Source organism: Pseudomonas sp. BN414 (assembly GCF_029871275.1).
In the GTDB taxonomy this organism is placed as follows: domain Bacteria; phylum Pseudomonadota; class Gammaproteobacteria; order Pseudomonadales; family Pseudomonadaceae; genus Metapseudomonas; species Metapseudomonas resinovorans_C.
Window position 1 is genome coordinate 32,049 of record NZ_SSOL01000064.1, and the last position, 26,893, is coordinate 58,941.

20 protein-coding genes and 1 pseudogene are annotated in these 26,893 nt (G+C 63.4%); 5 read left to right on the plus strand and 16 right to left on the minus strand.

What is annotated here, in order from left to right:
• Window positions 1-11 precede the first annotated feature (11 nt).
• From E8E95_RS12710 to E8E95_RS12765, 12 genes are all read right to left on the minus strand, one after another.
• A complete protein-coding gene (locus E8E95_RS12710; protein WP_280350607.1) occupies window positions 12-659 on the minus strand; it encodes an alginate O-acetyltransferase AlgF in 648 nt (215 codons plus the stop codon).
• Entirely contained in the window at window positions 656-1,828 is a 1,173-nt protein-coding gene (locus E8E95_RS12715; RefSeq protein ID WP_280350609.1) for an alginate O-acetyltransferase, read from the minus strand. The genes E8E95_RS12710 and E8E95_RS12715 overlap by 4 nt, the downstream gene beginning before the upstream one ends.
• A gap of 9 nt (window positions 1,829-1,837) precedes the next feature.
• Window positions 1,838-3,337 (minus strand): MBOAT family protein, encoded by a 1,500-nt coding sequence (locus E8E95_RS12720; protein WP_280350611.1) that lies wholly within the window; start codon window positions 3,335-3,337, stop codon window positions 1,838-1,840.
• A gap of 158 nt (window positions 3,338-3,495) precedes the next feature.
• The gene (locus E8E95_RS12725; RefSeq protein WP_280350613.1) at window positions 3,496-4,602 is read right to left on the minus strand and encodes a mannuronate-specific alginate lyase; all 1,107 of its coding nucleotides are present in this window, start codon (window positions 4,600-4,602) and stop codon (window positions 3,496-3,498) included.
• A 10-nt stretch (window positions 4,603-4,612) separates the two neighbouring features.
• Complete coding sequence (locus E8E95_RS12730; RefSeq protein WP_280350615.1) at window positions 4,613-6,034, minus strand: alginate O-acetyltransferase; 1,422 nt, start codon at window positions 6,032-6,034, stop codon at window positions 4,613-4,615.
• An 11-nt stretch (window positions 6,035-6,045) separates the two neighbouring features.
• Window positions 6,046-7,620: a mannuronan 5-epimerase AlgG gene (gene algG, locus E8E95_RS12735; RefSeq protein ID WP_280350617.1), complete on the minus strand. Its 1,575-nt coding sequence runs from the start codon at window positions 7,618-7,620 to the stop codon at window positions 6,046-6,048.
• A 14-nt stretch (window positions 7,621-7,634) separates the two neighbouring features.
• Window positions 7,635-9,080, minus strand: coding sequence for an alginate export family protein (locus tag E8E95_RS12740; protein ID WP_280350619.1), 1,446 nt, complete (start codon window positions 9,078-9,080; stop codon window positions 7,635-7,637).
• Window positions 9,081-9,134: 54 nt separating this feature from the next.
• A complete protein-coding gene (gene algK / locus E8E95_RS12745) occupies window positions 9,135-10,502 on the minus strand; it encodes an alginate biosynthesis TPR repeat lipoprotein AlgK (RefSeq protein ID WP_280350621.1) in 1,368 nt (455 codons plus the stop codon).
• Window positions 10,495-11,679, minus strand: a complete 1,185-nt coding sequence (locus E8E95_RS12750) for an HlyD family efflux transporter periplasmic adaptor subunit (RefSeq protein WP_280350623.1) — start codon at window positions 11,677-11,679, stop codon at window positions 10,495-10,497. Before E8E95_RS12750 ends, algK begins: the two co-directional genes overlap by 8 nt.
• 27 nt (window positions 11,680-11,706) lie before the next feature.
• Window positions 11,707-13,188, minus strand: a complete 1,482-nt coding sequence (locus tag E8E95_RS12755) for a glycosyltransferase family 2 protein (protein WP_280350625.1) — start codon at window positions 13,186-13,188, stop codon at window positions 11,707-11,709.
• A gap of 206 nt (window positions 13,189-13,394) precedes the next feature.
• Window positions 13,395-14,705 (minus strand): UDP-glucose/GDP-mannose dehydrogenase family protein, encoded by a 1,311-nt coding sequence (locus E8E95_RS12760; RefSeq protein WP_280350627.1) that lies wholly within the window; start codon window positions 14,703-14,705, stop codon window positions 13,395-13,397.
• Window positions 14,706-15,293: 588 nt separating this feature from the next.
• A complete protein-coding gene (locus E8E95_RS12765; RefSeq protein ID WP_280350629.1) occupies window positions 15,294-16,307 on the minus strand; it encodes an AraC family transcriptional regulator in 1,014 nt (337 codons plus the stop codon).
• Between the two features lie 95 nt (window positions 16,308-16,402).
• On the opposite strand from E8E95_RS12765, the gene E8E95_RS12770 reads away from it, so the two are divergent.
• The 5 genes from E8E95_RS12770 (at window position 16,403) to E8E95_RS12790 (ending at window position 21,651) form a co-directional block, all read left to right on the plus strand.
• Complete coding sequence (locus E8E95_RS12770) at window positions 16,403-17,989, plus strand: choline dehydrogenase (RefSeq protein WP_280350631.1); 1,587 nt, start codon at window positions 16,403-16,405, stop codon at window positions 17,987-17,989.
• Window positions 17,990-18,009: 20 nt separating this feature from the next.
• Window positions 18,010-19,989 (plus strand): alkyl sulfatase dimerization domain-containing protein, encoded by a 1,980-nt coding sequence (locus E8E95_RS12775; protein WP_280350633.1) that lies wholly within the window; start codon window positions 18,010-18,012, stop codon window positions 19,987-19,989.
• Window positions 19,986-20,486: a hypothetical protein gene (locus tag E8E95_RS12780; RefSeq protein ID WP_280350635.1), complete on the plus strand. Its 501-nt coding sequence runs from the start codon at window positions 19,986-19,988 to the stop codon at window positions 20,484-20,486. The genes E8E95_RS12775 and E8E95_RS12780 overlap by 4 nt, the downstream gene beginning before the upstream one ends.
• Before the next feature lie 351 nt (window positions 20,487-20,837).
• A complete protein-coding gene (locus E8E95_RS12785; protein ID WP_280350636.1) occupies window positions 20,838-21,032 on the plus strand; it encodes a DUF2795 domain-containing protein in 195 nt (64 codons plus the stop codon).
• 67 nt (window positions 21,033-21,099) lie between these two features.
• Window positions 21,100-21,651: an ATP-dependent Clp protease proteolytic subunit gene (locus tag E8E95_RS12790; RefSeq protein WP_280350638.1), complete on the plus strand. Its 552-nt coding sequence runs from the start codon at window positions 21,100-21,102 to the stop codon at window positions 21,649-21,651.
• Between the two features lie 96 nt (window positions 21,652-21,747).
• On the opposite strand, the gene ligD is transcribed toward E8E95_RS12790, so the two are convergent.
• The 4 genes and pseudogenes from ligD to E8E95_RS12810 all read right to left on the minus strand — a co-directional run bounded on the left by ligD (window position 21,748) and on the right by E8E95_RS12810 (window position 26,839).
• Window positions 21,748-24,300, minus strand: a complete 2,553-nt coding sequence (gene ligD, locus E8E95_RS12795; protein ID WP_280350640.1) for a DNA ligase D — start codon at window positions 24,298-24,300, stop codon at window positions 21,748-21,750.
• Between the two features lie 73 nt (window positions 24,301-24,373).
• Window positions 24,374-25,104: pseudogene (locus tag E8E95_RS12800) on the minus strand (cation:proton antiporter).
• A 30-nt stretch (window positions 25,105-25,134) separates the two neighbouring features.
• Window positions 25,135-25,623, minus strand: a complete 489-nt coding sequence (locus tag E8E95_RS12805) for a DUF4142 domain-containing protein (RefSeq protein WP_280350642.1) — start codon at window positions 25,621-25,623, stop codon at window positions 25,135-25,137.
• A 64-nt stretch (window positions 25,624-25,687) separates the two neighbouring features.
• Window positions 25,688-26,839 (minus strand): carboxylate-amine ligase, encoded by a 1,152-nt coding sequence (locus E8E95_RS12810; protein ID WP_280350644.1) that lies wholly within the window; start codon window positions 26,837-26,839, stop codon window positions 25,688-25,690.
• Window positions 26,840-26,893: the final 54 nt, after the last annotated feature.

The following is a 26,893-nucleotide window of genomic DNA, read 5'->3' on the forward strand; positions in this document are numbered from 1 at the left end:
GCTATGACCTTTCAGTTGTTGGAGAGCGGTCGCTTGACCCACACGGGGGCGAGCTTTCCGGAGCTGCCGGTGACGTACAGGCACACCACTTCACCGCGCGTGAGCGCGACCGGTTTCAGGTCGCTGACCTTCTGATTCCCGGCGAACAGCGCGAGGTTGACCTTGACCGGGTTGATTTCGCGGTCGCCGGCGCTTTGCGGCGCCACGTTCTCGACCACTGCGGTCTTGCCGTCGGCGGTTTTCACGCTGAGTGGCGTATCGGTGAGGTTCTGCACCCTGAGCAGGGCCTTCTGCTTGTTGCGGAACGGTTTTTCCTCCACCAGGCGGGGCTGGCCGCTGGGCAGGTTGACCAGGGTGTAATAGCGATCCGCGCCGAGCTGGAGCGACATATTCTGGCTGCCGACCTTGGCGCTGTAGTTGCCGCCGGGCATGAAGCTGAAGTCGGTGCTGGCCAGGGGGCCGACGTCTTCAAGGCTGGCGGTGCCCACCTGGGCACTGACTTCCTGGTTGCTGGCGTTGTACAGCCGCACGAAGGTCGATCCCTTGGGTGCGGCGGGACCATAGAGGGCGGCGTCGTCAGCCTGTACCTGCCAGCAGCAGAGGCTGGCGAACAACAGGGCACCGGAGGCGATAAGTCGAGGATGGTTGTGCGGCTTCATGGTTGGTTTCTCCCGGGGGATATGGAGTCGGCGGTAACGGTCTGGTGGGGGCCGGTCGAACCGGCGGAGACCAGCTGGGCGATCCATTCCCTTTCGAACTGGCTCAGGTCGGGGGACATCGGCAGGTAGCGCTCCGGGAACTCCCAGATCACCCACTGCGGTGGGGCGTCCTTGAACGCGTCGGTTTGCAGGTACTCGAGCATCGGCGGCAGCGGTCCTTGCCCGCTTTCCGCGAAATCGAGGATGTCGCTGCCCAGGGCCTGGCGCAGGGCACCGGGGAAGTTCCATTCGGGGTTGGCGCTGTAGCTGGTGCCGACCAGGGCCACCGGCACCTGGACATCGGCGAACAGCGCCGCCGAGGCATCTGGATTCGCATCGAGCGCGTGGGTGGTGCGCGGCTTGAACTGGTCGGGTGCTGGCAACAGGGCAGTGAACAGCGGATCGAGCGGCAGGAAACGCGCCAGATCGCCCAGATAGGACTTGTTCGCGGCCTGTTCCGTGGTGAACCGCTGACGATCACCCGTCAGCGGTGCCTTGCGTTGTACGGCCCGCGCCACCTCCCGGGCGACCAGCTCGGCACCCTGGGGCGTCCAGTGGGTGTCGGTACGCAGGAACAGCAGCCCCTTGTCCTTTTCTCGCAGCAGGCTGGCCAGCAGGTCGGGGGCGAGGATATCGGCGTGTTGCGCGGCCGCGTGCAGTCGGCGATACAGCCCGAGCTGCTGCTGGGCGGGCTGTTCTTCGTCGAGGTATTCCGGATACAGGCGGGCTTTCGCCGGCACTATCACCAGCAGCAGCTTCACGCCGCTTTCGTCGAGGCGCCGGTCGATACCCCGAATCAGGCTGAGGTTGGCCTCGATTTGCTGTTCGCCACGGGGCAGCGGGTTGAATTCTTCATCGCTGAACAACCAATCGTGCCGGCCCAGCACCACCCCTGGGCGGCCTTCGCCGAACAGGCTGTAGTCCAGGGCCGCCCACAGGTTGGTACCCAGGCGCTTCAGCGGGAATTCGGCTTCGTAGTGGTCCTCTACCGCCTTGGCCATCTTGCCGTCATGCAGGGAGGCGTTGGCCGGCAGTCGCAGGTCCAGCAGCCCGCGCACCGACCAGGCGCCCAGGACCAGGAGGACGGCGAGGAAGAGGGCGATGTAGGCATTGCGGGACAAACGGATCATGGCTCTGCCTCAGAACTGGAAGTAAAGGAAGGGTGAGTAGCTCTGCGCCGAGAGCTTGAGGACCGAGGCGCAGAACAGCAGGAGCAGGAGCGGGCGCTGCACTGCGCCGACCCAGGCCAGCGCCCGTTCACCCAGGGCGCGTCTCGGCATGGGCGGCACTGGCGGCGCTTCGTCCGCGGCGGTCTCGGCGGCGACCTTCGGCGCGCCGTGGGCCAGCGGCCGGGTATAGAAATCGTGCAGCCCGAACAGCGCCAGGCTTGCGTAGGCGATCAGCAGGGTCACCAGTTGCAGGTCGGTGAAGCCGACCCGGCCGAGCTCCGACAACTGCCAGCCACTGAAACCGAACATCGCCTGGTACATGCGTCCGGCGACGTGGAGATTCTCGGCACGGAACAGGACCCAGCCGAGGATCACCAGCAGGAAGGTGAAGATCCATTTCAGCGGGTTGAAACGCCGGGGCGCGGCGTCGACGCCCAGGGCGCGCTCGATGGCCAGCCAGGTGCCATGCCAGGCGCCCCAGATCACGAAGGTGAAGTTCGCGCCGTGCCAGAGGCCGCCCAGCAGCATGGTCAGGACCAGGTTGCGGTAGGTCTGGAAGGTGGTGCCGCGATTGCCGCCCAGGCTGACGTACAGGTAATCGCGAAGCCAGGTCGACAGGCTGATGTGCCAGCGCCGCCAGAACTCGGTGATCGACTGGCTGATATAGGGCTGCTTGAAGTTCTCCAGGAAGCGGAAGCCCATCATCAGGCCAAGTCCGATGGCCATGTCGCTGTAGCCGGAGAAGTCGAAGTACAGCTGCGCGGTGTAGGCCAGGGCGCCGAGCCAGGCGTCGGCCGCACTGGGGTTTTCCAGGGCGAAGCAGTGGCTGACCAGCGGCGCCAACGTGTCGGCGATGAAAACCTTCTTGATGAAACCCTGCATGAAGCGCGTACAGCCCTCGGCGAATTTGTCGAGGCTGTGGGTGCGATGGTGGAACTGGCCGGCAAGGTCGCGGAAGCGCAGCACGGGGCCGGCGATCAGGTGCGGGAAGATGGCCACGAAGGCCGCGAAGTCGATGAGACGGTGGGTGGCCGGCGTGTCGCCCCGGTACACGTCGATGATGTAGCTGATGGATTCGAAGATGTAGAACGAGATGCCGATGGGCAGGAGGATGTGGGTGAGCACGAAGGGCGCCATCCCCAGGGAGGTGATGATGGCGTTGAGGCTGTCGACGCCGAAGTTGGCGTACTTGAAGTAGCCGAGGACGCAGAGGTCCACCACGACGCCGAGGGTCAGCCAGTGCCGCGCGGGTTTCGTGCGTACGCCGGCCGCGCCGATACGCAGGCCGATCCAGTAATTGAAGATCGTGACCGCCGCGAACAGCGCCAGGAAGTCGACTCGCCACCAGGCGTAGAAGAGATAACTGGCGATCAGCAGCAGCAGGTTGTGAAAACGCGGCCCGCTCAGGTAGTACAAGCCGAGGAAGGTCGGCAGGAACAGGAACAGGAATACGTTGGATGAAAACACCATCCGCGTTTCCTCCATTGAAGAACTGTCAGGGCCAAGCGGCCCACCCGTTTCTCCCCTGGTTCAAGGTGTCGCGCCCGTCGCTTCTTGGGTTGCGATCGGGTTACCGCCTGTCTCTGCCACGTCCTTCACCGCGCCCGCCATGCGCAGCCCCGTGACGGTCAACCGTTTTTCGACTTCTCCACCGCTTTCGGGTCGAACAGCCGCGTCAGGTCACCGCCGAGGCGGAAATTCATGAGCGGCTGCATGGAGTGTTTCCATTTGAGGGTTTCGTCGCTGCAGCGATAGAGCGTGCAGTAGGGCTCCAGCCAGGTGAACTTGCCGTTCTCCTTGAGCTCGCCAACGGACTGGCCGGTGCCGGTCTTGTCCGCAAACACCTCGGGGTCTTCGACGCCCTGCATCACCCGCTCGGCAAGCCGGCGCAGCGCGGCATTGTGGTCATCGCGCAGATCGACGCCATTGGCCTGGGCGAACGCCGCGACCATCGCCAGCGGCGGCAGGCTGTAGTTGTGGTAGGCGAGGGCGCGTTTCTGCCGCCGGAGTTCGTTGGGCAGGAAACCATCGGCGTCGACCTGGCCGGCGGCAACCTGGAACTGTTTCACCGACCAGTCGAACAGGTCGCGGCGGTCAGTCGCCACGGCGCTGGCCATGACCGACCAGGCGGCCCAGTAGGAGTGATTGTTGATCTCCTTGAGCGGCAGGTTGCTCCAGTCCTTCACCGTCTGCTCGGCCAGTCGGGCGAACCAGGCCTCGATCTCCTGGCTCTGCCGGGTGTAAGGCGCCAGTGGACGTGAGCGGGAGAATTTCAGCCGCAACCAGGCCGAGGACATGCTGCCCAGCGCCCATTTGCGCATGGACTTGCCGGTATGGTTGAAGTCGGTGGAGAGCAGGGCGCCAGCGCGGGACCAGTCACCGAGCCACTGCAGGGTGCATTGCAGGCTCTCGGGCTTGGCGTCGCGCATGTAGCGCATCACCTGCTTGTTGACCCCGCGTTCGAGGTCGTTGATGGCCTTGGTCTTCTCGCGGAAATCCTTCTCGGCGTCGCGGTTAAGGGTTGCGCGGGCCTTGTTCGAGCCCTCGTACTTGCTGCGGAACACCAGGGCGCTGGTGTAGGGCGGCGGCGTGGGCTGATCGCACTTGCGCGGCTCGACTTTCCTCTCCTTCTCGATGGCCGCGTAGTAACCGGGCGGCGGCACCAGGCCGGCGCCCAGCGTCGCTGCCGGTGCAAGCAGGAGCGGAAGGAGAAGGAACAGGCCGGCTGCGCGCATCATCGGGTCCTCACGGCTCGGTCTGGGCGGTGTGTTGGGCCGGACCGGCATTGCGGTTGCGCTGGCAGACCTTCACTTCTACATCCTGGGGCGGGCTGCCTGCCGGCGGGCCCTGCAGCTCCAGGGACAGCAGGATCATGTCGGCCCAGTCCGAATCGGTGCGCAGCTCGAAGGCGAAGCGGCCATCGGTGTCGATGGTCTTCGGCTTGTCGAGCTTGAGGGTTTCGCGCCGGCCGTTGAGGTGCCAGAGCGTCGCTTGCATGGTTTTCACCGTGGGATCGGCGTAGCGCACATCCACCTGATACTGCGCATTGCGCACGTTCTTCAGGCCACCGCCGCCATTGACCAGGACCTCGTTGGTGCCCGGCCGCAGCTTGGTCTTCGCCGAGAGCACAGCCGGCTTGCCGACGCAGCCGTTGTCGAGCATCGCGAACAGTTGCCGATAGGTACTTTCCTGGTCGAGACGGTAGAGCGGGGAGAATTCCCAGATGATGATTTTCGGCGGGTTTTCGCGGAACTCCTTGCTGCCCAGCAATTGCAGCAGGGCGCCTTCGAAGCCGCCGCCCGGTACGGCGGCGTTGTAGATGTCGGCGCTCAGGTACTCGGAGAGGAAACCGCCGAAGTTGTAGTTCTGGGCGCTCTGGCTGGTACCGATCAGGTAGATCTGCGGATCGCCGGCCTCGCTGAACAGCGCTTCACCGTCGCTTGCGTCCTTGGGTTCAGTGGCGAACTGGTCCATGTACTCGATGGCATAACTGCCCCCGCAGAGCTGGGAGGCGACGTTGTGCAGCGTGCCTTTCTTGCCCATGCGCCCGACCACCTTGCTGGCGAATTCCCGCTTGGGAATGCCCTTGTAGGCGGGCATCTGCTTCACCGTCTCGGCCACCAGCTTGGCGGTGCGCTGTGCGCCATAGGGCGTCCAGTGCTGGTCGCCGCGGAAGAAGAAGGCATGCTCTTCCTGCTCATTGGCCAGCACAGAAAGGTCGGGGACGTTGTAGCCCATTTCTCGGAAGCGGCCGAGCATGGCGCGGTAGTTGGTCAGCGCGCGCTGGTAGTTGAAGCTGGCCATCTCCGCCGGGTCGAGCTTGTTGCGATTGATCAGGCCACGGGTCGGTTGATAGACCAGAACCAGTTCGATGCCCTTGCGCTGGAAGGCATCGTGCAGCTGCTGCAGGCGCCGGTAGCCGGTGGATGTGGTCTGGAACTCGGTACGCAGGTCTTCGCGGGTGCGGAACAGCCAGTCGCCCTGGGCTTCCACCAGGGTGACGAAGTTCTTCTGGTAGTTGGTGGTGTAGCGGCTGGCGTCGTGCGCCGCCGGGCAGAGGCTGCAGCAGGGCGCTGCTTGGTAGACCGGGCCCTCGGCCTGAACCGTGCCGGCTGTGGCGAGCAGCAGAAGCGCCAGTGGCAGGTGCATCGATTGGCTTGCGTTCATGGTGCTCAACCTCAGGGTTGAAGTTTGGTCCCACTGTCTACCAGGTCGATCCGGACGGCTTTCTGCTGGCGCACCAGCAGGTCGAGGATTTCTTCCTGGCGTTCGCCGAGAATGCCGCTGAAGGTGATGCCCGAAGTCTTGCCCGGTATCGACATGTCCACCCGGTACAGCTCCAGGGACAGCGGCGTATCCACCGCCAACGGGCCGCTGCCGTTACCGGCAAGCTGGCCGCCGACCACGACCAACGACACCTTGGTTTCGTAAGGGTCGAGCTTGAGGTCGCGGTGCTGGTCGGTGAGATCCCTGATATGCCCGTACACGCCGCTCAGGCCATTGCCGAGGACGAGGTTCTCGTACAGGCGGATGTTCACGCTGTTGCGCAGACGGATACCGTGGCGCGTATTGCCGACCACCTTGTTGCCCCACAGGAGGTTGTTCGAGCTCTCGTAGAGGGTTATGCCGTCAGCCTGATTCTGAAACACCTCGTTGTACGCCAGGACGTTGTTGGTGCTGTCGCGGTCGAGGACGATGCCGGAGACCTTGTTGTCGAAGATCTGGTTGTTGAAGATCCAGCTGTCGTTGACCTCCCGGGAGGTGATCAGCCCGTGTTTCTTGCGAGTGCCAGAGATGCTGTTGTGGGCAATGATCAGGCGATGGGAGCGGTCGTGCGGGTCGATGCCGTAGGCCAGGTTGTCGCGGTAGGTGTTGCCCTTGATCACGACGTCGTCGGCTTCGAAGCAATAGAAGCCGTACCACATGTCGCTGAATTCCGAGTCCAGCAGCCAGGCGCTCGGCGCGGTGCGGCCCATGCGCTTGCGCATCGAGGGCGTGTACTGGGAAATGCTCAGGCCATAGGATTTATCGCCGTTGTAGCCCAGGTTGCTGAAGCGGCTCTTGACGATGTAGGTCTCGGTACCGCCCCAGGACAGCACGAACGGGCGGAACTCCTTGTCCTTGCGAAACACCGATGCAGCGTTGGCCTTTTCATTCCAGCCGATGAGGGTGCTGTCGGTCACAAACAGTTTGCCGTCGTTGACCAGGAATGCGCCGCGGTCCTGGGACAGGCGCAGGGTCGTACCGTTGATGTGCAGGGTGGCGCCGCGCGACACGACTATGGGCAGGCGCGCGAGGTAGGTGTCTTCTCCGGTGGCGCGGAAATACTGCTTGGGGAGTTTCTTGGCCAGGGTCGCCAGGTCGACGTAACCGCCTTCGATGAAGATCGCCTGGGGCATGCCGCCCTGGCGCCGGACCCATTCGGCGAGGCGGTTGTTGCCACCGACGAACTGCTTGAGGACGGGCTGCCGGAGCATGCGGCGCACGCCAATTCGCCCAGGCTTGTCGCGCTTGATCTTGTCCTGGACAGCGCTGGCGGTGTAACCGGAAAGGTCAGGAAGCTTGGGCGCGCTGAGCGTCAGCCGCTCCGCGGGCGAACTGGTGACGGTGTAGGTTCGGGCCGGTGGGGCGGCCGCGGCGGTCTTCTTCGTGGGGGAAGAGCTCGGTGACGCGGCCATCACGATGCTGGTCAGAAGTGAGCCGACCAGCAGGGGTAAGGCCAGGGAGCAGATATCGCGCCACCGGCTGTTCATTCATCACCCTCCCATCAGAAGCGCCAGATCACATCCACGAAGGCCCTGTGCATGCTGGAATCGACGTTGCTGCCATCGTAGGCATCGCCCGCGAAGAACAGACCGCCACGGAAACGCACCAGCGCCGAGGGTTCGTCGATCGCCTGGCTCATGGATTCCGGCAACAGGCCTTCCTTGAAGTACTTGGTCAGCACCAGGTCGACCTCCTGGCCGATGTCCTTGTCGTCCGAGGTCAGCGCCGCGTTGATGCCGCTGTCACCCACCGGCTGGTCGCCATCGTCACGCCAGAAGCGGTGGTAGACCAGGCTCGCGTCGTACTCGTCGCGCAGCTGCCAGGAACCGAACAGGGTTGCGACCTGCAGGTTGCTCAGCTCACCACGGAACGCCTCGCCGAAGCGGTGCACCCGCGAACGCGTGCCGGTGAAGCTGTTGCGGTTGCTTTCCAGACCGGTCTGCTGGAAGTTCTCGTCGCCGTCATCACCGCCGCCACTGCCGAGTGCATAGGCAACGCCGGCCTGCCAGTTCGGATCGAGGCGGAAACGCACGCCGAGGTCGGTGCCCCAGGCGCTGACGTCGGCGCTCTGCTTGCCGCTGGCGATGGGCTGGCCGCCGGGACCGGCGGTGGTCAGCAACTGGTCGCGGTCGCCATCCAGCCAGATCAGGCTGGCCCAGTAGTTGATCGCATTCTCGTTACGCCAGTTGAAGGCATCGCTATTGGCTTGCAGGCCGACCCAGGTCAGGTCGCCGGTGGTGTCCTTGTCCAGGTCGTCGACGACTTCGCCGGGGCTCGGCAGGTCGCCGTCGTCACGGCTGTGGTGGACGTTGAGGCCCACCCAGTGGCCCGGCGTCCATTGCGTGGCGATGTCGCCGTAGATGTGCAGGCGGTCTTCGTCTTCCGGCGCCAGCTCGTCGATATCGGTGCGGTACTCGGAGAAGCGCTCAGCCAGGCCCAGGTGCGCGCGGAGCAGGGTGGTATCGAAGGTCCAGTTCAGGGCCTCGATGTTGGTATCGCGCCAGAGGCTGTCGTCATTGCGCAGGCGCTGGCGGCCGAAACGCATTTCCTCGCCGGGGTAGGCGGTAAGGCCGCCATAGCCGATCCAGAACTCGCGCATGGCCAGGTAGCTGTCGTCGGCCTGGCGGTCGTTGTTGCCGCCACCGGTGTCTTCCTCGAGGTCGGTGCTCTGCAGGGTGTCCGTTTCGATGGTGTCGGTAGCCGCGACCGCCTGGGCCATGGCGTAGGCGCTCCAGTCGCCCCGCTGGAAGAACAGCCAGGGTCGAACGTCGATACCGATGCCGCTGACATCGCCGCCGTTGCGGGTTCCCAGATCCCGGTCGTCTTCCGACTGGGCGGTGACCTTAATATCGACTCCAAATGGTTTTTCGGGTGCTTCCGCCCACGCTGATGCGCCGTGAATCAGCGGAAGTGCCAGGCCAACGCGAATCCATTTTTCTAGTTTCATGGTCTGTTCCAGTAGGGACGAAGGTCGGAGAAACTCCCGACGGCCGCCTGGCTGTCAGTACATCTCCCCATCTGCAGCAGCTCGTAGCATAGTGCCAGCGCCCCGAAACTGCTGTTCTTCTTGCAGTTTCTTCTGTGCGTCAGTTCTCTGGATCGGTGAAAGCTGCTGCCCCACCTGGGCCGCTAATTCTGGCGCCTCGGCCCTGCCGGCCTGCACCGCGAGCTGGCTGAAGACATAGGCGTTGACCAGGTCGGTCTGCACGCCACGGCCCTGGCTGAACATCTGCGCCAGCGCGTAATCGGCGTTGGCATGCCCGCTGCGGGCGGCGCGAAGCAGGTGATCCAGCGCCTTGTCCGGTTCGACCTCACCGAGGAAGCCGCGCCGGTAGATCTGGCCAAGGTAATAGTCGGCGCTGGGTTCGCTGGGAGCGGCCTTGAGCAGGTGCTGCTCGGCCTTGGCTGCGTCCTGCGGCACCAGCTTGCCCTCGTAATAGAGCTTGCCGAGCAGCAGTTCGGCGCGCGGCGAGCCCGCTGCGCGACCGCGTTCGAGGTAATCCAGCATCTGATCGACATCGGCGGCTTCCGGAGCCTCGTACATCAACCGGGCCAGGCTCACCCAGGCTTCGGGGTAGGTCGGCGCGATGGGTTCGAGCAAGGCCTTGGCCGATTCCATGTCCGGCGGGCCGAGCGTTGGGTCGGTCATCACCCGCGCGACCGCGTCGAGCCGTTGGGGCGGAACCTGGCCGCTGCGGTATGCCGCTTGCAGCCTGGCGATCAGTGCCTTCTGTTTCTCCGGCTGCCCGCGCTTCTGGTAAACCGTTGCCAGTTCCACGTAGCAGGCATCCTCGACCGCCAAGTTGGCCTCGCAGATACGTTCGATATCATCCAGGTGCTGGTCGTAGGTCCCCTGTGCCCGGTAAAGCAGGACCTGTGCCATTTCCGCCTGTGGCTGGCCATCGGCGCGCCACTGGCTGATCTGCTGCTGCATGTTGACCTCGGGGAAGGTCTGCGGATGCTGGACGTAGAGCACTGTCAGCGGCAGCACGGTATTGCGCTCGCCCGCGGCCATGGCGTCCTTCAGCAGGGTTTCGGCCTCGCGCTGTTCGGCTTCCGTGGAACCTGGCTTGCTGGCCAGCAAGCGCCCCAGTCGCGCAGCGGCACGGGGCGAATTGGCGGCGGCCTGCCGATAGGTGGCCTCGGCGGCACGCAGTTGCGCCGGGTCGCCGGATTGCAGCTGGATGTCGGCGAGCCCGACCTGGGCGTCGACATAGCCGAGATCGGCGAGCTGCTGATAGTTCTGCAGGGCAGTGCCGGTATCTCCCCGTGCCATCGCCTCCTGGGCCAGGCGTTGGTCGGGAAGCCCGGTGCAGCCGGCCAGACTGAGGGCGCCGAGTAGCAGCCAGATTGCGTGTGAACTAGTCACGGCTGAGTTCTCCAACGAGCCTGGAGGAGCGAACTTCGTCCATCAACCAGGCGAATGAGGGACCACGGCTGGCACTCACTTCCACCGGCCTGCCGACGAGGCCGTTGTCCAGCGGCTCGTCAGGCTCGATGCGTACACGGATGTCGGCGGTGAGGTCATTGCCACGGGTAGGGTTCAGGTTGCTGCTGGTCACTCGGCCGGTACGCGGCTGCGCTTCCCCGGCCACCGTGAAACTGATGCGGCTGCCGGGTGCGACCGAATTCAGCTTGGCGTAGGGGAAGAGCGCCTCGACGCTGGCGACACTGCCGCGCGGCGCGAGTTCGAAGACCACATCCCCCTTGCTGGCGTACTGCCCGTCAGCCACCAGTTGGCGTACGAGGGTGCAGTTGCAGGGGCTGGTCAGTGTTCCCTTCATCGTTTGGCGCAACAGCTCTTCGATACGCGCCGGCTGGACATTGTTGTTCAACTGGCCCTTGAGCAGTTCCAGCATCGAGGTGTTGAAGGTGGCGATGGGCGCCCCTTTGCTCACCATCTGGTTCTCGCCGATCAGGCTCTGCACCACACCCTCGCGCGGCATGGTCACCTGGACGCTGGGCACGCTGACCTTGGCGGAGAGGGCATGGGTGATGAAGTACAGCTCGTAAAGGGACTTGCCGATGAAGCCGAACGCCGCCACACCGATGGTTAGCACGGCCAGGCTGAGGATCAGCGCCTTCGTCCGCCCGAGCATGCCCAGGCTCTTGCGGCCCTTGTCGCCGCGGGCCGGGCTGAAATTGTTGCGCTGCAGGGTGGTCAATATCTCGCCGACGCTCACCAACTCCCCGGACAGGTGGGCGGTGATCAGGTGACGCAGGGTAGTGATGTCCCGTGGGTCGAGGTTGTGGAACTGGCAGCCGACCCGGCCGCTGTCGGCGGCAATGGAGCGCACCTGGAACTCCACCGGCATGGTAAGGCCCAGGTTGTCGATGCTGAACACCAGCATTCCGTGCTGGTGATCACCGACCTTCAGTGTCGGTTTCGTCGGCAAGAAGCTGAATCCGCCCGCGGAAAGCTCCAGCAGGGCATGCTCTTCCTTCGGGCGATTCCTGAAAGCGAAGCGAATCCTCGCGGGTATGCGCACCCGGGCATGCTGTCGCTGGATTTCCGATTCATGTACGACGTTGAGGGCTGTGTTCATTAAGGTCTTCCTATCCCATGGGATGGTTCAAACCACCAGCAGCAGGGTGGCGACGAACAGACTGGCGGCCGAAAAGGTCATGGACCGTGATGACCAGGTGTTGAACCAGTTCTGGAAGCTCCCCAGATCGCGGTTCAGCGTGGTTTGCTGGCGCGTCCAGGACTGGCGGTCGAGGTGGAAGAACACGTAGATCTTCACGACCGCGCCGACCACCTGGTTGTAATAAAGGAGCAGGGGGTAGGCAGGGCCGATGTGATGGCCGGTGACCGACAGCAGAACGGCCAGGATGAGTCGCGTCATGCCGATCCAGAGCAGGTAGATCAGCAGGTAGACGATGCTGTACTTGAGGCTGGCGATGATCGCCACCGTCAGGCCGAGCAGGCAGGTCCACATCGAAATGCGCTGATCGAGCAGCACGACACTGGCGAACCAGCCGAGTTTTCGTGGGCCGAGCGCCATCGCCCGCGAGTTCTGCCGCAGGTTGTTGCCGTACCAGCGGAACATCAGTTTGCGGGTGGACTTGAAGAAGCTTTTTTCCGGCGGGTGCTCAACCGTGTTGATGGCGGCATCCGGCACATAGAAGGTCTCGTAGCCCAGCCGCATCAGGCTGAACCAGCTGGACTTGTCGTCGCCGGTGAGGAAGCGGAAGCGTCCCAGGCGCCAGTGTTCGAGATGATCATTCTCGACATCGGCGATGAACTCGGGATTGGTCACCACGGAAGCGCGGAACGCCGACATCCGCCCGGTCATGGTCAGCACGCGCCGGGACAGGGCCATCGAGCACATGTTGAGGTGGCGCTGGGCGAAGCGCAGCTTGTGCCACTGGCTCATGAAGTAGCCGCCGCGGACCTCGCAGAATTCATTGGTGGTGAGCCCACCGACCTTGGGGAACAGGCGGAAGTACGGCACGGTCTTGGCGAATACGCCGGGTTCGAGGACGCTGTCACCGTCCACCACCATCACCACCGCCTCATCGTCCGGCAGGTGCCGGGAAATGGCGCGGAAGCCATTGGCCAGGCCATCACGCTTTCCGGTGCCGGCGATACGCACGAAGTGCAGGTTGACGGTGCTCGGCGGCGCGTAGTGAGTCCAGAGGCTGCGAATCAGCATCTCATCCGACAGTTCGACGATGGAACAGATCAGCGTCGTCGGGTGGCCATAGGCGATGGCTTCCTCTATGACGGAGCGGTAGACCTGGGCGGTGGTAAGGGCATCGATGCGGAAACTGGTGACCAGCACGCACACATGTGGCGGGCTGTCGTTGGCCATGAGCCGTTTCGCCTGGTGCCGGTAGCGCGGAAAGAAAACGTAGAGGAACAAGGTTCCGCGCACGAAATGCACGAAACCCATGGAGTAACGCCAGATGCCGACAGCCCCGAGCAGCAGGACGAAGTCCCGGGAAAGGGGGTCGAACAGGGTTTGCGGAACGGCCAGGGCAAGCCCCATTAGAAGGCTGAGGTAAAACAGCCAGCCTGCGGTATTGATGAAACCCTGTGTAAGCCTCTCCATTTGTCCGTGTCCATGAGCGGGTTCAGACAAGGCGAACGGTCGCGTCGCCTACGGGTTCTGGCCTCCGCACTGTTCAACCGGTCGACTACGATCTGCAGGCACGGCACCGGGTGTTGCGGTCCACCTCGGCGCTGCCAGCAGATCCGAATTCCTCGACGGGGCGGTGCACAGGCATGGCCAGCTGCGTGCACCGCCCCGTCATGTCATCACCAACAGATGCCTTCGCTGCTCTCGTTGCTGGTGTGCTCCATGAAGCCCACCAGATCGACGATGTTCTTGCCCTCGGGAACGTCCTGGGCAAGTCTGCGGAAGCGTTCGTCGCCATTGCCGAGCACGATGATCTGTGCGTGCTCGATGACCCGATCCAGGTCGCTGTCGAGCAATGAGGACACATGGGGAATCTTCGACTCGATGTAGTCCTTGTTCGCGCCGTGGACCCGTGCGTACTCGACATTGGCGTCGTAGATGCGCAAGTCGAAGCCCTTGCCAATCAACATTTCGGCGAGCTCCACCAATGGGCTCTCGCGCAGGTCGTCGGTGCCCGCCTTGAAACTCAGGCCGAGCAGGGCGACCTTGCGCTTGTCGTGTGCGGCGATCAGATCGAAGGCATGCCGCACCTGCACGCCATTGCTGTGCATCAGTGCGCCGATGAGTGGCGACTCGACGTCCAGCTGCCCAGCGCGGTAGGAGAGGGCGCGCACGTCCTTGGGCAGGCAGGAGCCGCCGAAGGCGAAGCCCGGACGCATGTAGTACCTGGAAAGGTTGAGTCGCTGGTCCCGGCAGACCACGTCCATCACTTCACGGCCGTCGACACCCACCGCCTTGGCGATGTTGCCGATCTCGTTGGCAAAGGTGACCTTGGTCGCGTGCCACACGTTGCAGGTGTACTTGATCAGCTCCGCGACATCGATGCTCTTGCGCACGATGGGCGCGTCGAGCTCCTTGTAGAGGGACTCCAGCACGTCGCCGGAATGGCGGTCCAGCTCGCCGATCACCGTCATCGGGGGGAAGTTGTAATCCTGGATCGCAGTGCTTTCACGGAGGAACTCGGGATTGACCGCAATACCGAAATCAACGCCGGCCTGCTTGCCGGAGCAATCCTCGATGATCGGGATGACCACATTCCTGACCGTTCCGGGCAGCACGGTGCTGCGCACCACTATCGTGTGGAACTCGGCCTTGTCGCGGATGGCGAAACCGATCTCGCGGCAGACGCCTTCGATGTAATTGAGCGACAGATCGCCATTCTTCTTGCTGGGCGTGCCAACGCAGATGAGGGAGACGTCGCTGGAGGAAATTGCTTCGAATACGTCGACGGTGCCGCGCAAATTACCGTTCTGGGTGCCCTGTTGCAGAAGCTCTTGCAGCCCCGGTTCGACGATGGGTGACTTTCCCTCGTTGATCAGCTCCACTTTTGCGGAAGAAACATCTACACCTATTACTTGATGGCCCCGTGATGCCAAACAGCCGGCACATACCGCCCCTACATACCCGAGTCCAAAAATGCTCAGTCGCATTTCCTCTTCTCCTTGTTCTACTTGTCATTAAAATCAAGCATCTCGCGCCGAACAAAGTTCAAACCAAAGCCTAGCCGGCGCACTTCTCTAAAAGTTCATGCGCACAATGTTTTCAGGCTAATCAGTGAGGTAAGTAACAGCGGTCGAGAAACGAGCCTCCGCCATATTACTCATTGCTCTTGATATCGCTCTTCTGGTGAACGCGTAAGGCATTTCCTCCTTAGGGTGAGGGCGGGTCGAATTATAGATGTGTGAGTGACGTGAGAGCGGCAAAGTTCAGGCCGCGTGTCGTTGTTCTTAAAACAAATCGCTATCGGCTCTAGTGCCGTAAGAAAGGAACGGGAGCACCCCAAAAAGCGAGGGATTCCATGGTTTTAGTGGATGATTGCTGGGGCGGCGGCGCCATGGAAATATTATTGGCAGCAAGTGTTATAAGTTCTTTTGGCGCCATTATTCAAGCGACTCTCCGGTCGCTTCAGTATCAAGCTGCGTTTTATATGTTGGGCACGCGTGGAATAGGAGCCTTTTTTGCTAGCTGTATCTTTATTGATACAACTTGCAGTGCTCCTGAAAAGTTCAAGAAATCTTTTAAGCGGTTGTGCGCCGTTGGGCTAAAAGCTCGCGTCGACGAGCGCTGGGTGTCACGTCGAACCAGCGGCGGCAGGCACGGTTGAACACGCTCTGTTCGCTGTAACCGAGCATGCCGGCGACCTGCGACAGGGGAATGTCGCGCTCCGTCAGGTAGAAGTCGGCGCGTTCCCGACGGATCTCCTCCACCAGGTCCTCGAAGCGGCAATCCAGTTCGGCCAGTTGCCGTTGCAGCGTGCGCTCATGCAGGCCGAGTTGCTCGGCCACCAGGGGAAGGCGGCACTGCTGGGTTGGCAGCAAGCGAAGCACCAGTCGGCGGACGTGTTCCAGCAGGTCCGATGAACCCAGCAGATGCACCTGGCTGAGGTACTGCACGAGGGCGCGGTGCAGCGCCGGGTCATGCTTCTCGATGCGCTGGGCCAGCTGACGCTCGGTCACCACCAGTGCATTGCAGGGTTGGCCGAGATAGGCCTCGCAACCGAAGTAACGACGGTAGCGTGCCAGCGGCAGTGAACTGCTGCCGGAGAGCTGCACCGCCCGGGCGCTGAAGGTCGGTCCGCAAAGCAGCTTCATGGTGCTGTGCGCAACGCCCATGGCCAGTTCCACCATTTGCCGCTGCGGGCCGCGCATGCGCAGCTCGATGACCAGGCGCGGCTCCGGCTCGCTGCGGTCCAGGTCGAGGTGGATTCCGGAGCTGTGGTAGCCGATGAAACGAATGATCTCCCCCAGGGCATGGCCAACCGTCACGGCGTTGCGGGCAATCAGCGCAATCGGACCGAGTACGACGAGGCTCTGGTATTCGGCCATGCGCAGGCCGAAGTCAGGGCAGTCCAGCGTCTCGGCCGAGTACTCCAGCAGGTCGATGAGGGATCGGAAGGGCACCCGGGCATCCTCGTCGTCGAGCAGTTCCGGACGGATGCGGAAACGCGAGAGGAGGAGGGCAGGATCATGCCCGAGCTGGCTGACGAGTTCGCGAAAGCCGCCGAACGAGGTGGTTCTGATGAAGGGCTCCATGTCGCCAAAGATCAATTAACTGTCATGAAAGATCAATCCTTATCTGACCGAAGCGTCGAAAAATCCAATGGCTACTCCCCACTTCGGAGCAAACCATGGAATTCGACTACATCATCGTCGGTGCCGGCTCGGCCGGCTGCGTGCTGGCCAATCGTCTGAGTGCCGACCCCAGCGTTTCCGTGTGCTTGCTCGAAGCCGGCCCACGTGACTGGTCGCCGCTGATCCATGCGCCGGCCGGCGTTGCCGCCATCCTGCCCACCCGCCACGTCAACTGGGCATTCGATACCGTGCCGCAGCCGGGCCTGGGCAATCGTCGTGGCTACCAGCCACGGGGCAAGGTGCTCGGCGGCAGCAGCTCCATCAACGGCATGATCTACATCCGTGGTCATCACAGCGACTACGACGAATGGGCCGCCCTCGGCAATGCCGGCTGGTCCTTTGCCGAGGTGCTGCCGTACTTCCGCAAGAGCCAGCTGCACCATCGCGGCGCGAGCGATTTCCATGGCGGGGAGGGTGAGCTCTACGTCGGCCAGGTCGAGGCCCATGCCGCCACCCGGGCCTTCATCGAATCCGGGCAGAAAGCCGGGCATCGCTACAACGCCGACTTCAATGGCGCCGAGCAGGAAGGCATCGGCCAGTACGACGTGACCATCCGCGATGGCCGCCGCTGGAGCACCGCTACGGCCTTCCTCAAACCCATCCGCGACCAGCGCAGCAATCTCACCGTACTGACCGGCGCCCATGCCGAGCGCATCCTGTTGAAGGGCAAGCAGGCAACTGGCGTACAGGTCCGCCTCAAAGGCAGCCCACTGTCGCTGAAGGCCCGCCGGGAGGTGCTGCTCAGCGCCGGTGCGTTCGGCAGTCCGCAGCTGCTGATGCTCTCGGGCATCGGCCCGGAATCCGAACTCAAGCCCCTGGGCATTGCCGTACAACACGAAATGCCGGGCGTGGGCCAGAACCTGCAGGATCACCCCGACGTGGTTCTCGGCTACCAGAGCACTGACAACTCCCTGATGGGCTATTCCCTGGGTGGCAGCCTGAAGATGGGTTCGGCCCTGGCCCAGTACCTCGCGCGCAGGCGCGGTCCGCTGGCCAGCAACTTCGCCGAGGGCGGTGGCTTCCTCAAGACGCGCGAGGACCTGATCCGGCCGGACATCCAGCTGCACTCGGTGGTGAGCCTGCTGGACGACCACAACCGCAAGATGCACTGGGGCCACGGCTTCAGCTGCCATGTCTGCGTGCTGCGGCCCAAGAGCATCGGTAGCGTCGGCCTGCAGTCGGCCGACCCGGCAGCCCCGCCGCGCATCGATCCGAATTTTCTCGGCGACGACGATGACGTGCAGACCCTGCTCAAGGGCTATCGCATGGCCCGCGAGATCGTTGCCCAGGCGCCCATGGCGCGTTTCGGCCTCAGGGACAAGTTCAGCGACGGCCTGCACAGCGACGAGCAACTGATCGAGTTGCTGCGCCGCCGCACCGACTCCATTTATCACCCCGTGGGCACCTGCCGCATGGGTAACGACGAGCACGCGGTGGTGGATAGCCAGTTGCGTGTGCAAGGCATCCAGGGCCTTCGGGTCGTGGACGCTTCGATCATGCCGACCCTGGTCGGCGGCAACACCAACGCACCCACCATCATGATCGCCGAGCGCGCGGCGGAATGGATCGCGTGTCCCCAATAACAACAACGAGGAAGCATTTCATGCACCGACCCCTGCAACGTCTCGCGGCCGCAGGCCTTTGCTTCACCCTGCTGGCCAGCGCAATTGCCCAGGCCGCTCCGGTACCCGCCAAACCGGCCACCGAAACGACGCGTGCCGTCAACCAGGCTGTGCTGGACAAGTTGCCCTTCGCCGACCGCGAGGACTTCGCCAATGCCGAGCGCGGGTTCATCGCCAAGCCCGAGACGCTGACCATCAAGGACGCCAGCGGCAAGGTGGTCTGGGACCTGGAGAGTTACAAGAAATTCATCGCGCTGGACACCCCGGCACCTGACACCGTCAACCCCAGCCTCTGGCGCAATGCCCAGTTGAACGTGCAGTACGGCCTGTTCAAGGTGGCCGACCGCATCTACCAGGTGCGTGGCTATGACGTCTCCAACATCACCTTCATCCAGGGCGACACCGGCTGGATCGTATTCGACCCGCTGCTGAGCAAGGAAACCGCGAAAGCCGCCCTCGACCTGGTCACTGAGCACCTGGGCAAGAAGCCCGTGGTCGGGGTGGTCTACAGCCATTCCCACATCGACCACTTCGGCGGGGTGCGCGGGATAGTCGACGAGGCCGACGTGAAGGCCGGCAAGGTGCGGATCGTCGCGCCCGACGGTTTTTCTGAACATGCGGTCAGCGAAAACGTCATCGCCGGCAACGCCATGGCCCGCCGTGCGGTGTACATGTTCGGCGCGCTGTTGCCGCGCAATGCTCAGGGCGGCGTGAATGCAGGGCTCGGCCAGACCGTTTCGGCCGGTACCACCAGCCTGATCCAGCCCACCGAGTTCGTCTCGAAGACCGGCCAGGAAGTGACCATCGACGGCGTCCGCATGGTGTTCCAGATGACCCCGGGCACCGAGGCTCCGGTGGAAATGCACACCTGGTTCCCGCAGTTCAAGGCGCTGTGGATGGCCGAGAACACCACCAACACCATGCACAACATCGTGACCCTGCGCGGCGCCCAGGTTCGCGATGCCCTGCAATGGTCCAAATACATCGGCGAAGCCATCGATCTCTACGGCGATCAGGCTGAAGTGAAGTTCCAGAGTCACCACTGGCCGGTCTGGGGCAACGCGCAGATCGACGACTACCTGAAGAAGCAGCGCGCCATCTACAAGTACATCCATGACCAGACCGTGCGCATGATGAACCAGGGCATGACCAGTGAAGAGATTGCCGAGGCGATCAAGCTGCCGCCGGAATTGGAATCCTTCTGGCCGGGACGTGGCTACTACGGCACCCTCAAGCACAACTCCAAGGCGGTCTATCAGCGCTACATGGGCTGGTACGACGGCAACCCGGTGAACCTCGACAAGCTGCCGCCGCAGCCGGCAGCGAAGAAGTACGTCGAATACATGGGCGGCTCGGCCGAGGTGCTGAAGAAGGCCAGGGCCGACTTCGCCAAGGGCGAGTACCGCTGGGTGGCTGAGGCGGCGAAGCAGGTCGTGTTCGCCGAACCGGACAATACAGACGCCAAGAACTTGCTGGCCGATGCCTTCGAACAGATGGGCTACCAGGCCGAGTCCGGTCCCTGGCGCTCCGTCTACCTGCAGGGAGCCTACGAACTGCGCAACGGCGTGCCGACCCTGGGCAACACCGTCACGGCCAGCCCGGACGTGATCCAGGCCATGACCCCGGAAATGCTCTTCGACTACCTGGCCGTACGCCTGAACGGCGAGCGCGCCGCGGGCAAGAAGCTGGTACTCAATTTCAACTTCACCGACCTCGGCAAGCACTACGCCCTGACCGTGGAGAACGGTGTACTCACCTACGAGCCCAAGGCCAGCGACAAGGCTGATGTCGGCCTGACCATGCGCAAGGGCACCCTGGAAGACATCCAGCTCGGCAAGGCGACCCTGGAGCAGAAAGTGGCCTCCGGTGAACTGAAGTTCGACGGTCGCCAGCAGGCCTTTGGCGAGTTCATGGGGCTGCTCGACACGTTCAACTTCTGGTTCAACATCGTCACGCCATGAGGTTCGCGACAATCGGTCTGGCGGCGCTGCTATGCAGCGTCGCCCCGGCCAGCCTGGCCTGCGGTTATGACGGTATGGCAATGGACCTGAGCCTGGCGCACCCGGCGTCGCTGGGGGTGGCACTTGCCGTCAACAAGGCCTATCAGGACAAGCTGATCGCCAAGCCCTTGCCGCTGCCCGGCGGCTTCGGCATGCGTCGTGCCCTCAAGGCCCTGGATCGCGTTGCCAGCCTGCTGCCGCCGAGCGGCGAAGACTTCAGCCTGTTGCTGGTGGAGCCGGGACTGTGGACACGGTTCGAGCTGCGCGATGGCCATTGGCGGCTTACCCCGCACACGTCCGCTCCAGCCCCAGGCGAGAACGCGGTAATAGTCGGGGAGGGCGCACTGCTGGCGTTGCTGGACCGCAAGCTGAACGGGCCGCAGGCCCTGGAGCGCGGGCTGGTGCATCTGGAAGGCGACCTTCAGGCTTGGCCGTCGGGCTCAACGCCGAACATGTAGGAGCGAGCTTGCTCGCGAACAGCCCGAGCGGGATCTTTTTTTTTCGCGAGCAAGCTCGCTCCTACAGGATGTACCCATGGGCTTCAACGAACAGCATGGGTTTCGCAAGCTCAACCCATCCTACGTTGCTGCGAATTGAGGGCGCTATCAGCGCCCGCCCGGAGCTTGAATAACGCGGCCGTTCGTCCATTACTGGGAAAAACATGAAACCACCGGCTGTGATTGTTACTCAGTGAGAGTGTCAGCCACATGGTCATCTTTCCCGTTTTGCCAGGATCGGTAGCCGCTACGGCCGGGGAGTCATATGCCAACGAGCGCGCTTTCGCTTGCTCGCCATCTGAGGAGGTGCATATGCCCAGGAAGCCCCCGACCAACTTGGCGTCCTTTCTCAAGGGCATGCACTTTCCCGCTGGCCGGGCGCGGATGATCGAGTGCGCTCGGCAACAGGGGGTTCCCCCGAAGGTGATGGAGGCATTGGAAAGCCTGCCGGACCAGGAGTACCAGAGCATGGCGGACGTGATGCAAGGATACTGCGCCGCCGAATGACCGGCGTTGCGCCATCCCCGCGGTGGCGGTGGGAAGTCGCGGGAGGCGGTCCGCCAAGGAGAGCGACGTGAAAACTCATATCGTGCATTTCACGGCACCGATCAACTCGTACACCTGTGGCCAGTTGATCGACAAATGTACCCAGGCGATCCAGCAAGGCGCTGACGAACTGATCATCAAGATCGCGACCATGGGTGGGGAGTGCAGCTATGGCTTCTCCCTGTACAACTTCCTCATCGGGCTGCCAGTGCCGGTCAAGACGCACAACCTCGGCACGGTCGAATCCATGGGAAACATCATCTTCCTCGCCGGCGAGTACCGGACGGCCTGCCATTACAGCAAGTTTCTCCTGCATCCCTTCCACTGGACCTTGAATGGTGCGGTCGACCACGCGCGCATTTCCGAATATGCGATGAGCCTCGACTATGACCTGCTGCTCTACTCCAGCATCGTCGACGAGCGCACCCGTGGGGCCGCCACTCCGATCAATGTGCTGGAATGCCTGACGGCGTCACCGAAGATTCTCAATGCGGAGGACGCCCTCGCAGCCGGGCTGATCCACGCGGTCGATTGCATCGGCATGCCGCCGGAAGCAGTGAGCTGGTGCGTGCATTCCTGATGGCTCTGCACGCTCGTGAAGCCGAATAGGTAGGAGCGAGCTTGCTCGCGAACAGCCGAAGGCTGGCCCGAAGGGCGTTCGGCCAGCCTGACCCGCTCAGACCATCCCCAGCCGCTTGCGCATGGCTTTGGTAATGGTCTGGCGGTTCGCCTCGAAGTCCGCCCAGGGCGATTCGCCGGCTTCGTCCAGACGCTTGCGCAGGTTGCGGATGGTCCAGTCATGGGCGCCCTTGAGTCCACCGAGCTCTTCGAAGAACACCGGCACGGAAACCGGTAGCCCTTCGCGCGCCCGCGCCGAATAGGCGGCGACAGTCGTCGCGCCCAGACCGTTACGCAGGTAGTCGATGAAGATCTTGCCCACGCGGTTCTTCGGGCCGGACTTGGCCGAGAACCGTTGCGGCAAGTGTCGAGCCATGTGGGTGGCAATGGCGTGGCTGAAGGCCTTCACCTGGTCCCAATCTTCCTTGGGTTTCAGCGGGACCACCAGGTGCATGCCCTTGCCGCCGCTGGTCTTGAGGAACGCCCGGAGTCCCAGTTCATCCAGCACGGTAAGTACCAGTTGGGTCGCCTCGACCATGGCTTTCCACGGCAGCGCTGGGTCCGGGTCGAGATCAAGGATGAAGCGGTCCGGATGGGCGAGGTCGGTACTGGTGGCGTTCCAGGTATGCAGCTCGACCGTGCCCATCTGCACTGCGCCGACCAGCGCCTCGATGCTGTTGATGATCATGGCGGGCTGGCCTGCGCGAGATTTCTCCAGCACTTCCAGGGCGTCGATGCCGAGATTTTCACCGCTCTTCTGGAAGAAGTGCTCGCCCGCGATGCCGTCGGGTGCTCGCACCAGGGCGACGGGCCGGTCCCGCAGTTCGGGCAGCAGCCATTCGGCGATGTCCGCGTAGTACCCGGCGAGTTCGAGCTTGGTGGCGCCGATGCTGGCGTCGATGATCCGCTCGGGATGGGTGATGCGGAACTTCCCAGCCGTCTCTCGGGCGGGTTGCTTCGCTGGCCTCGCTTTGCCGCCAGGTTTCGTGGGTTCCATATGGCTGGCTTTCTCGCGGGTAATCGCGCTGGCCGGTTTGTCGCTGCGCAGCCCATGGAACACCGCGTGGCGCACGAGCCCCTCGCGGGTCATCTCGGCAAAGGCGACTTCGGCCAGCAGCTCGGGTTTCAGCCAGTGAACACCCCGGACCTCGCTACCGGTAGGTGGATGGGCGAGGGGAGATTTCTTCACTTCCAGGGGCTTCATCCGGGCCTGCACCCGCGCAAGGCTTGCCTGATCGAAACCAGTGCCCACCTTGCCGGCATAGTGCAGCTCGCCGCTGTCCTCATCGTGCAGCGCCAGGAGCAGTGCGCCGAAGTGGCTGCGGCTGCCCTTGGGTTCGGTATGGCCGACGATCACGAATTCCTGGCGCTGCTTGCACTTGAGCTTGATCCAGTCCGGGCTGCGACGGGATTCATACAAGCTCCCCGCGCGCTTGCCGATCAGTCCTTCCAGTTTCATCCGGCAGGCGCTTTCCAACAGGGACTCGGGGTCCTCGGCGAGATCGGCCGAATAGCGCAGCGGCGAATCCTCGTTGTTCTTCAGCAGCTTCTCCAGGACTGCTCGCCGTTGTTCCAGGGGTACGCCGCGCAGGTCCTTGCCGTCGAGGTAGAGCAAGTCGAAGACGTAGTAGAGGATGGCCTCGCTGCGTGCCGTCTCGAAGGCGTTCTGCAAGGCCTGGAAGTCCGGCGCGCCGTCCTCGTCGGTGACGATCGCCTCGCCATCCAGCCACGCGCTGTCCAGCGCCAAACCCGCCAGGGCCTTGGCCTGGCGTGGCAGCTTGGAAGTCCAGTCCTTGCCATTGCGGGTGAGCAACTGCACCTCGCCATCCTTGATACGGGCAAGCAGCCGGTAGCCGTCGAACTTGACTTCATAACGCCAGTCCCCGGCCGGCGGCCCGTCTACGAGGGTGGCCAGCTGGGGCTTGATGGTTTCGGGTAGTGACGCCGCAACGCTCCCTGCCAGGGCTTTTCCCCGTGGCGGTTTGCTTGCGGCCGCCTTGCGCGGCTGCCTGGGTGCCTTCTTGCCTTTCTCCTTGGGTAGCAGGGTTCGTTCGCTGAGGACGCTCTCCGGACGCGCTTCGGTGATGTCCAGCTCACTCTCGGGACGGGCCGCGTCGTCGCGGTGCTTGATGAGGAACCATTGCTCCTGCTTGCCCGGCATGTGGGTTCGCACCAGGTTCCAGCTACCGCTGAGTTTTTCGCCACGCAGTTCGAACTTCAGCTTGCCCTTGGCATAACTGGCGACGGGGTCGTCCTGGGGAATCCAGATGCCCCGGTCCCACACGATGACGTCGCCGGCACCGTAATGGCCTTCCGGGATATGACCTTCGAAGTCGGCGTAATCCAGTGGGTGGTCCTCGACATGGATCGCGAGGCGCTTCGCCTGCGGGTCCAGGCTGGGGCCCTTGGGCACGGCCCAGCTCTTGAGTGTGCCTTCCAGTTCCAGGCGGAAGTCGTAGTGCAGGCGCGTGGCGTCATGCTTCTGGATGCAGTACTGCAGCGCACCGGCGGGCGCTTTGCGTTTCCCCCGCGCACGGCGCGGCTGGCCGGCCGGTTCCGGGGTGGCATCGAAGTCGCGCTTGCGCTTGTAGTCGTCGAGAGCATCAGTCACGGCGGGCCTCCTGATTGAGGAGAGGCAAGGCCCTCCATAAGGTTCAGGCTGATTCGCGAATGGCGAGGCGCAGCTATTCCTTGTGATAACGGAGCAGGGGCTGCACGGTCACCCCGTGAATCAGGATGCTCATGGCCACCACGCTGAGCACCATGTCGCTGAGCAGGCGCCGTTCCAGCCCGGCGGGGCCTTCATTGAGGACGAAGCAGAGGTAGAAGAGACTGCCTATGCCGCGTATGCCGAACCAGCCGATAAGCAGGCGCTGCGGCGTCGGAATCCGTGGCGCATGGATAAACAGCATGACGGCGGCGGGGCGTACCACCAGGAAAAGACCGATGGCGACGATCACCACCTCCCAGCGCCAATGGGCGTAGAGCAGGGCACCGAGCAGGGTGACCAGCACCGGGTCAGTGGGGGGAGAATGGCGGCCAGCAGCAGGGAGAGTCCGGGACTGAGATCCAGCGCGAAGTGCAGGAACACGGCAAGGCCGAGGATGGTTGCGACCAGTACTGGCCCGGCCAGCAACCCAGCCGGCCGCCATTCGGGTGCGCGAAAGGGCAGGCGTAGCCTGAGTCCGGAGAGGAACAGCGAGATCAGCACCGTCACTTCCACCAGGTGTTCCAGCCAGGGGCCGACGGTGAGCAGGTCCTGCCTCCACAGACCGAGGCCCGCCGGGCCTATGAACAGGCCGAACAGCAGGTAGATGGCGGAGGTGAAGATCGGCAGGAGCCGGACATAGGCGGAAGCGAGACCCACGATGAGCAGGATGCCGCCCAGTACCAGCATCCACAGGAAGAACGTCATGCTGAATGTGCTACACCTGGCACGAGACGGTCAGCTAAGCGGGTGGGCAGCCACCAGGGCCTGGGCCTGTTGCAGACGGTGCACGAAGACCGGCAGCGCGGTGCGGGCGAAATCCTGCAGTTCCAGGTCATCGATATCCTCGGCCGAATCCAGCAAGGCCACTACCGCCTCGTTGGCGGCGACCTGGCTGGTAGCGAAGGCGGCATCGAAGCGTTCGGGTTCGATACTTTGCAACTCGGCCAGCTCCGCGCCTGCGCCTGACTCACAGAGGAATTGCGGGCATTTGCGCCCGGCCAGGGACTGCAGGGCACCGCTGACCCGGCATTGCTCCACCATGGCGACCATGGCGAAGGCGCGCACATCGGCGGAGGGGCTTTTCTGCAAGGCGATTTCCGCGGCTTGCATGCCGACTTCGCCAGCGGCGAGCGCCAAGGCGCAGAAGGCACCGGATTCGGGGGCAACTTCAGTAAGGATGCGGGGGGACGGTTCGCCAATGTCCAGGTCAGGTAGGGAAATCATGGTGCTTCACCCTTGAAAATGTAGGTCATCCGTACAATTGGGATGCTCCTGCGCGTTCTCGGGTTCAGGTTATTTTCCGTTCGGCCGGCAAGCCCTCGGCGAACTCGGCCAACAGACCGTCGACCACGGCGAGCAATGCACGAGGCTTCGATGAATATTGCTCCAGGGCGCGCTGGTACTGCTCCAGCTGGCGATCGGCGCTGCATCCCGCTTGCAGGATGCGACGTGCCTGGATGAACGCGCCTTCGTCACCGAGGCACCGTGCCGCCTCGCCAAAGCGATCCTCCGCGACGGCCAGCCAGGCTGCGCAATCCAGGGTTTCGCGACCGGTTTCGTCGAGAAAACGGCCATGGATGCCGTGCATGCGCGCCCGCCAGTAATTCTCCGTGACCACCTGTCGTTGCAAGGCGCTCGGCGCCGGGAGAGGGGCGCTTTCCCGGGCGTGGCTAACCATGCTGCGGAACAGCCCGGCAATGCACAGCGAATCCTCCAGCCGTGGGCAGGCGTCGGCGATACGCAGTTCCAGGGTGGGGAAGCGGGCGGAAGGGCGAATGAACCACCAGACATCGTTGTCAGTGCGAATGGCGCCGATACCGTGCAGCCAGCTGACATGCGCCCGGTACTCGGCTTCATCGGCGAAATCATCCGGCAGGTCCATTCGCGGCCACTGCCCGCAGATTACCCGGCGATAGCTCATGCTGCCGGTGGGTTGGCCCAGCCAGAGTGGCGAAGACGCGCTGAGGGCGAGCAACAGCGGGAGCCAATGCAGCAGGTACCGCAGCAGCAGGATGCGGTCATGTCCGTCGGGCACGCCCACGTGCACATGAAGGCCGCAGAGCAGGCTGCTGCGAGCGATCATCCGGTAATCGTCGAACAGGCACTGGTAGCGTGGCGACGCATTTCGGCGCGTGGCCAGGCCGTCGGCGAAAGGATGACTGCCGGCTGAAACCAGCCCCATGCCAAACCCTGCGACCACGTTCGCCAGGCGCGCACGCTGGTTCGTCAGGCAGGCGCGTGCTTCAGCGAGGTCATGGAGGATGGGGGAGACCAGTTCCAGCTGGCACTCGAACATCTCATCCGCCAGGCAGGTGCCGAGTGCATTGCGGCACGCCGCGACCAGACCGGGAGGCGCTTGTGCGGGCACGTTGCGCGTACGCAGGTCTACCAGCAGGTATTCCTCTTCGATACCAAAACCGGGAAGCGCTTCTGCATTCATTGCCTTGAATCCTTACGCCGACACTCAAACTGACCCGGCCGTCCTGCGCCGGTT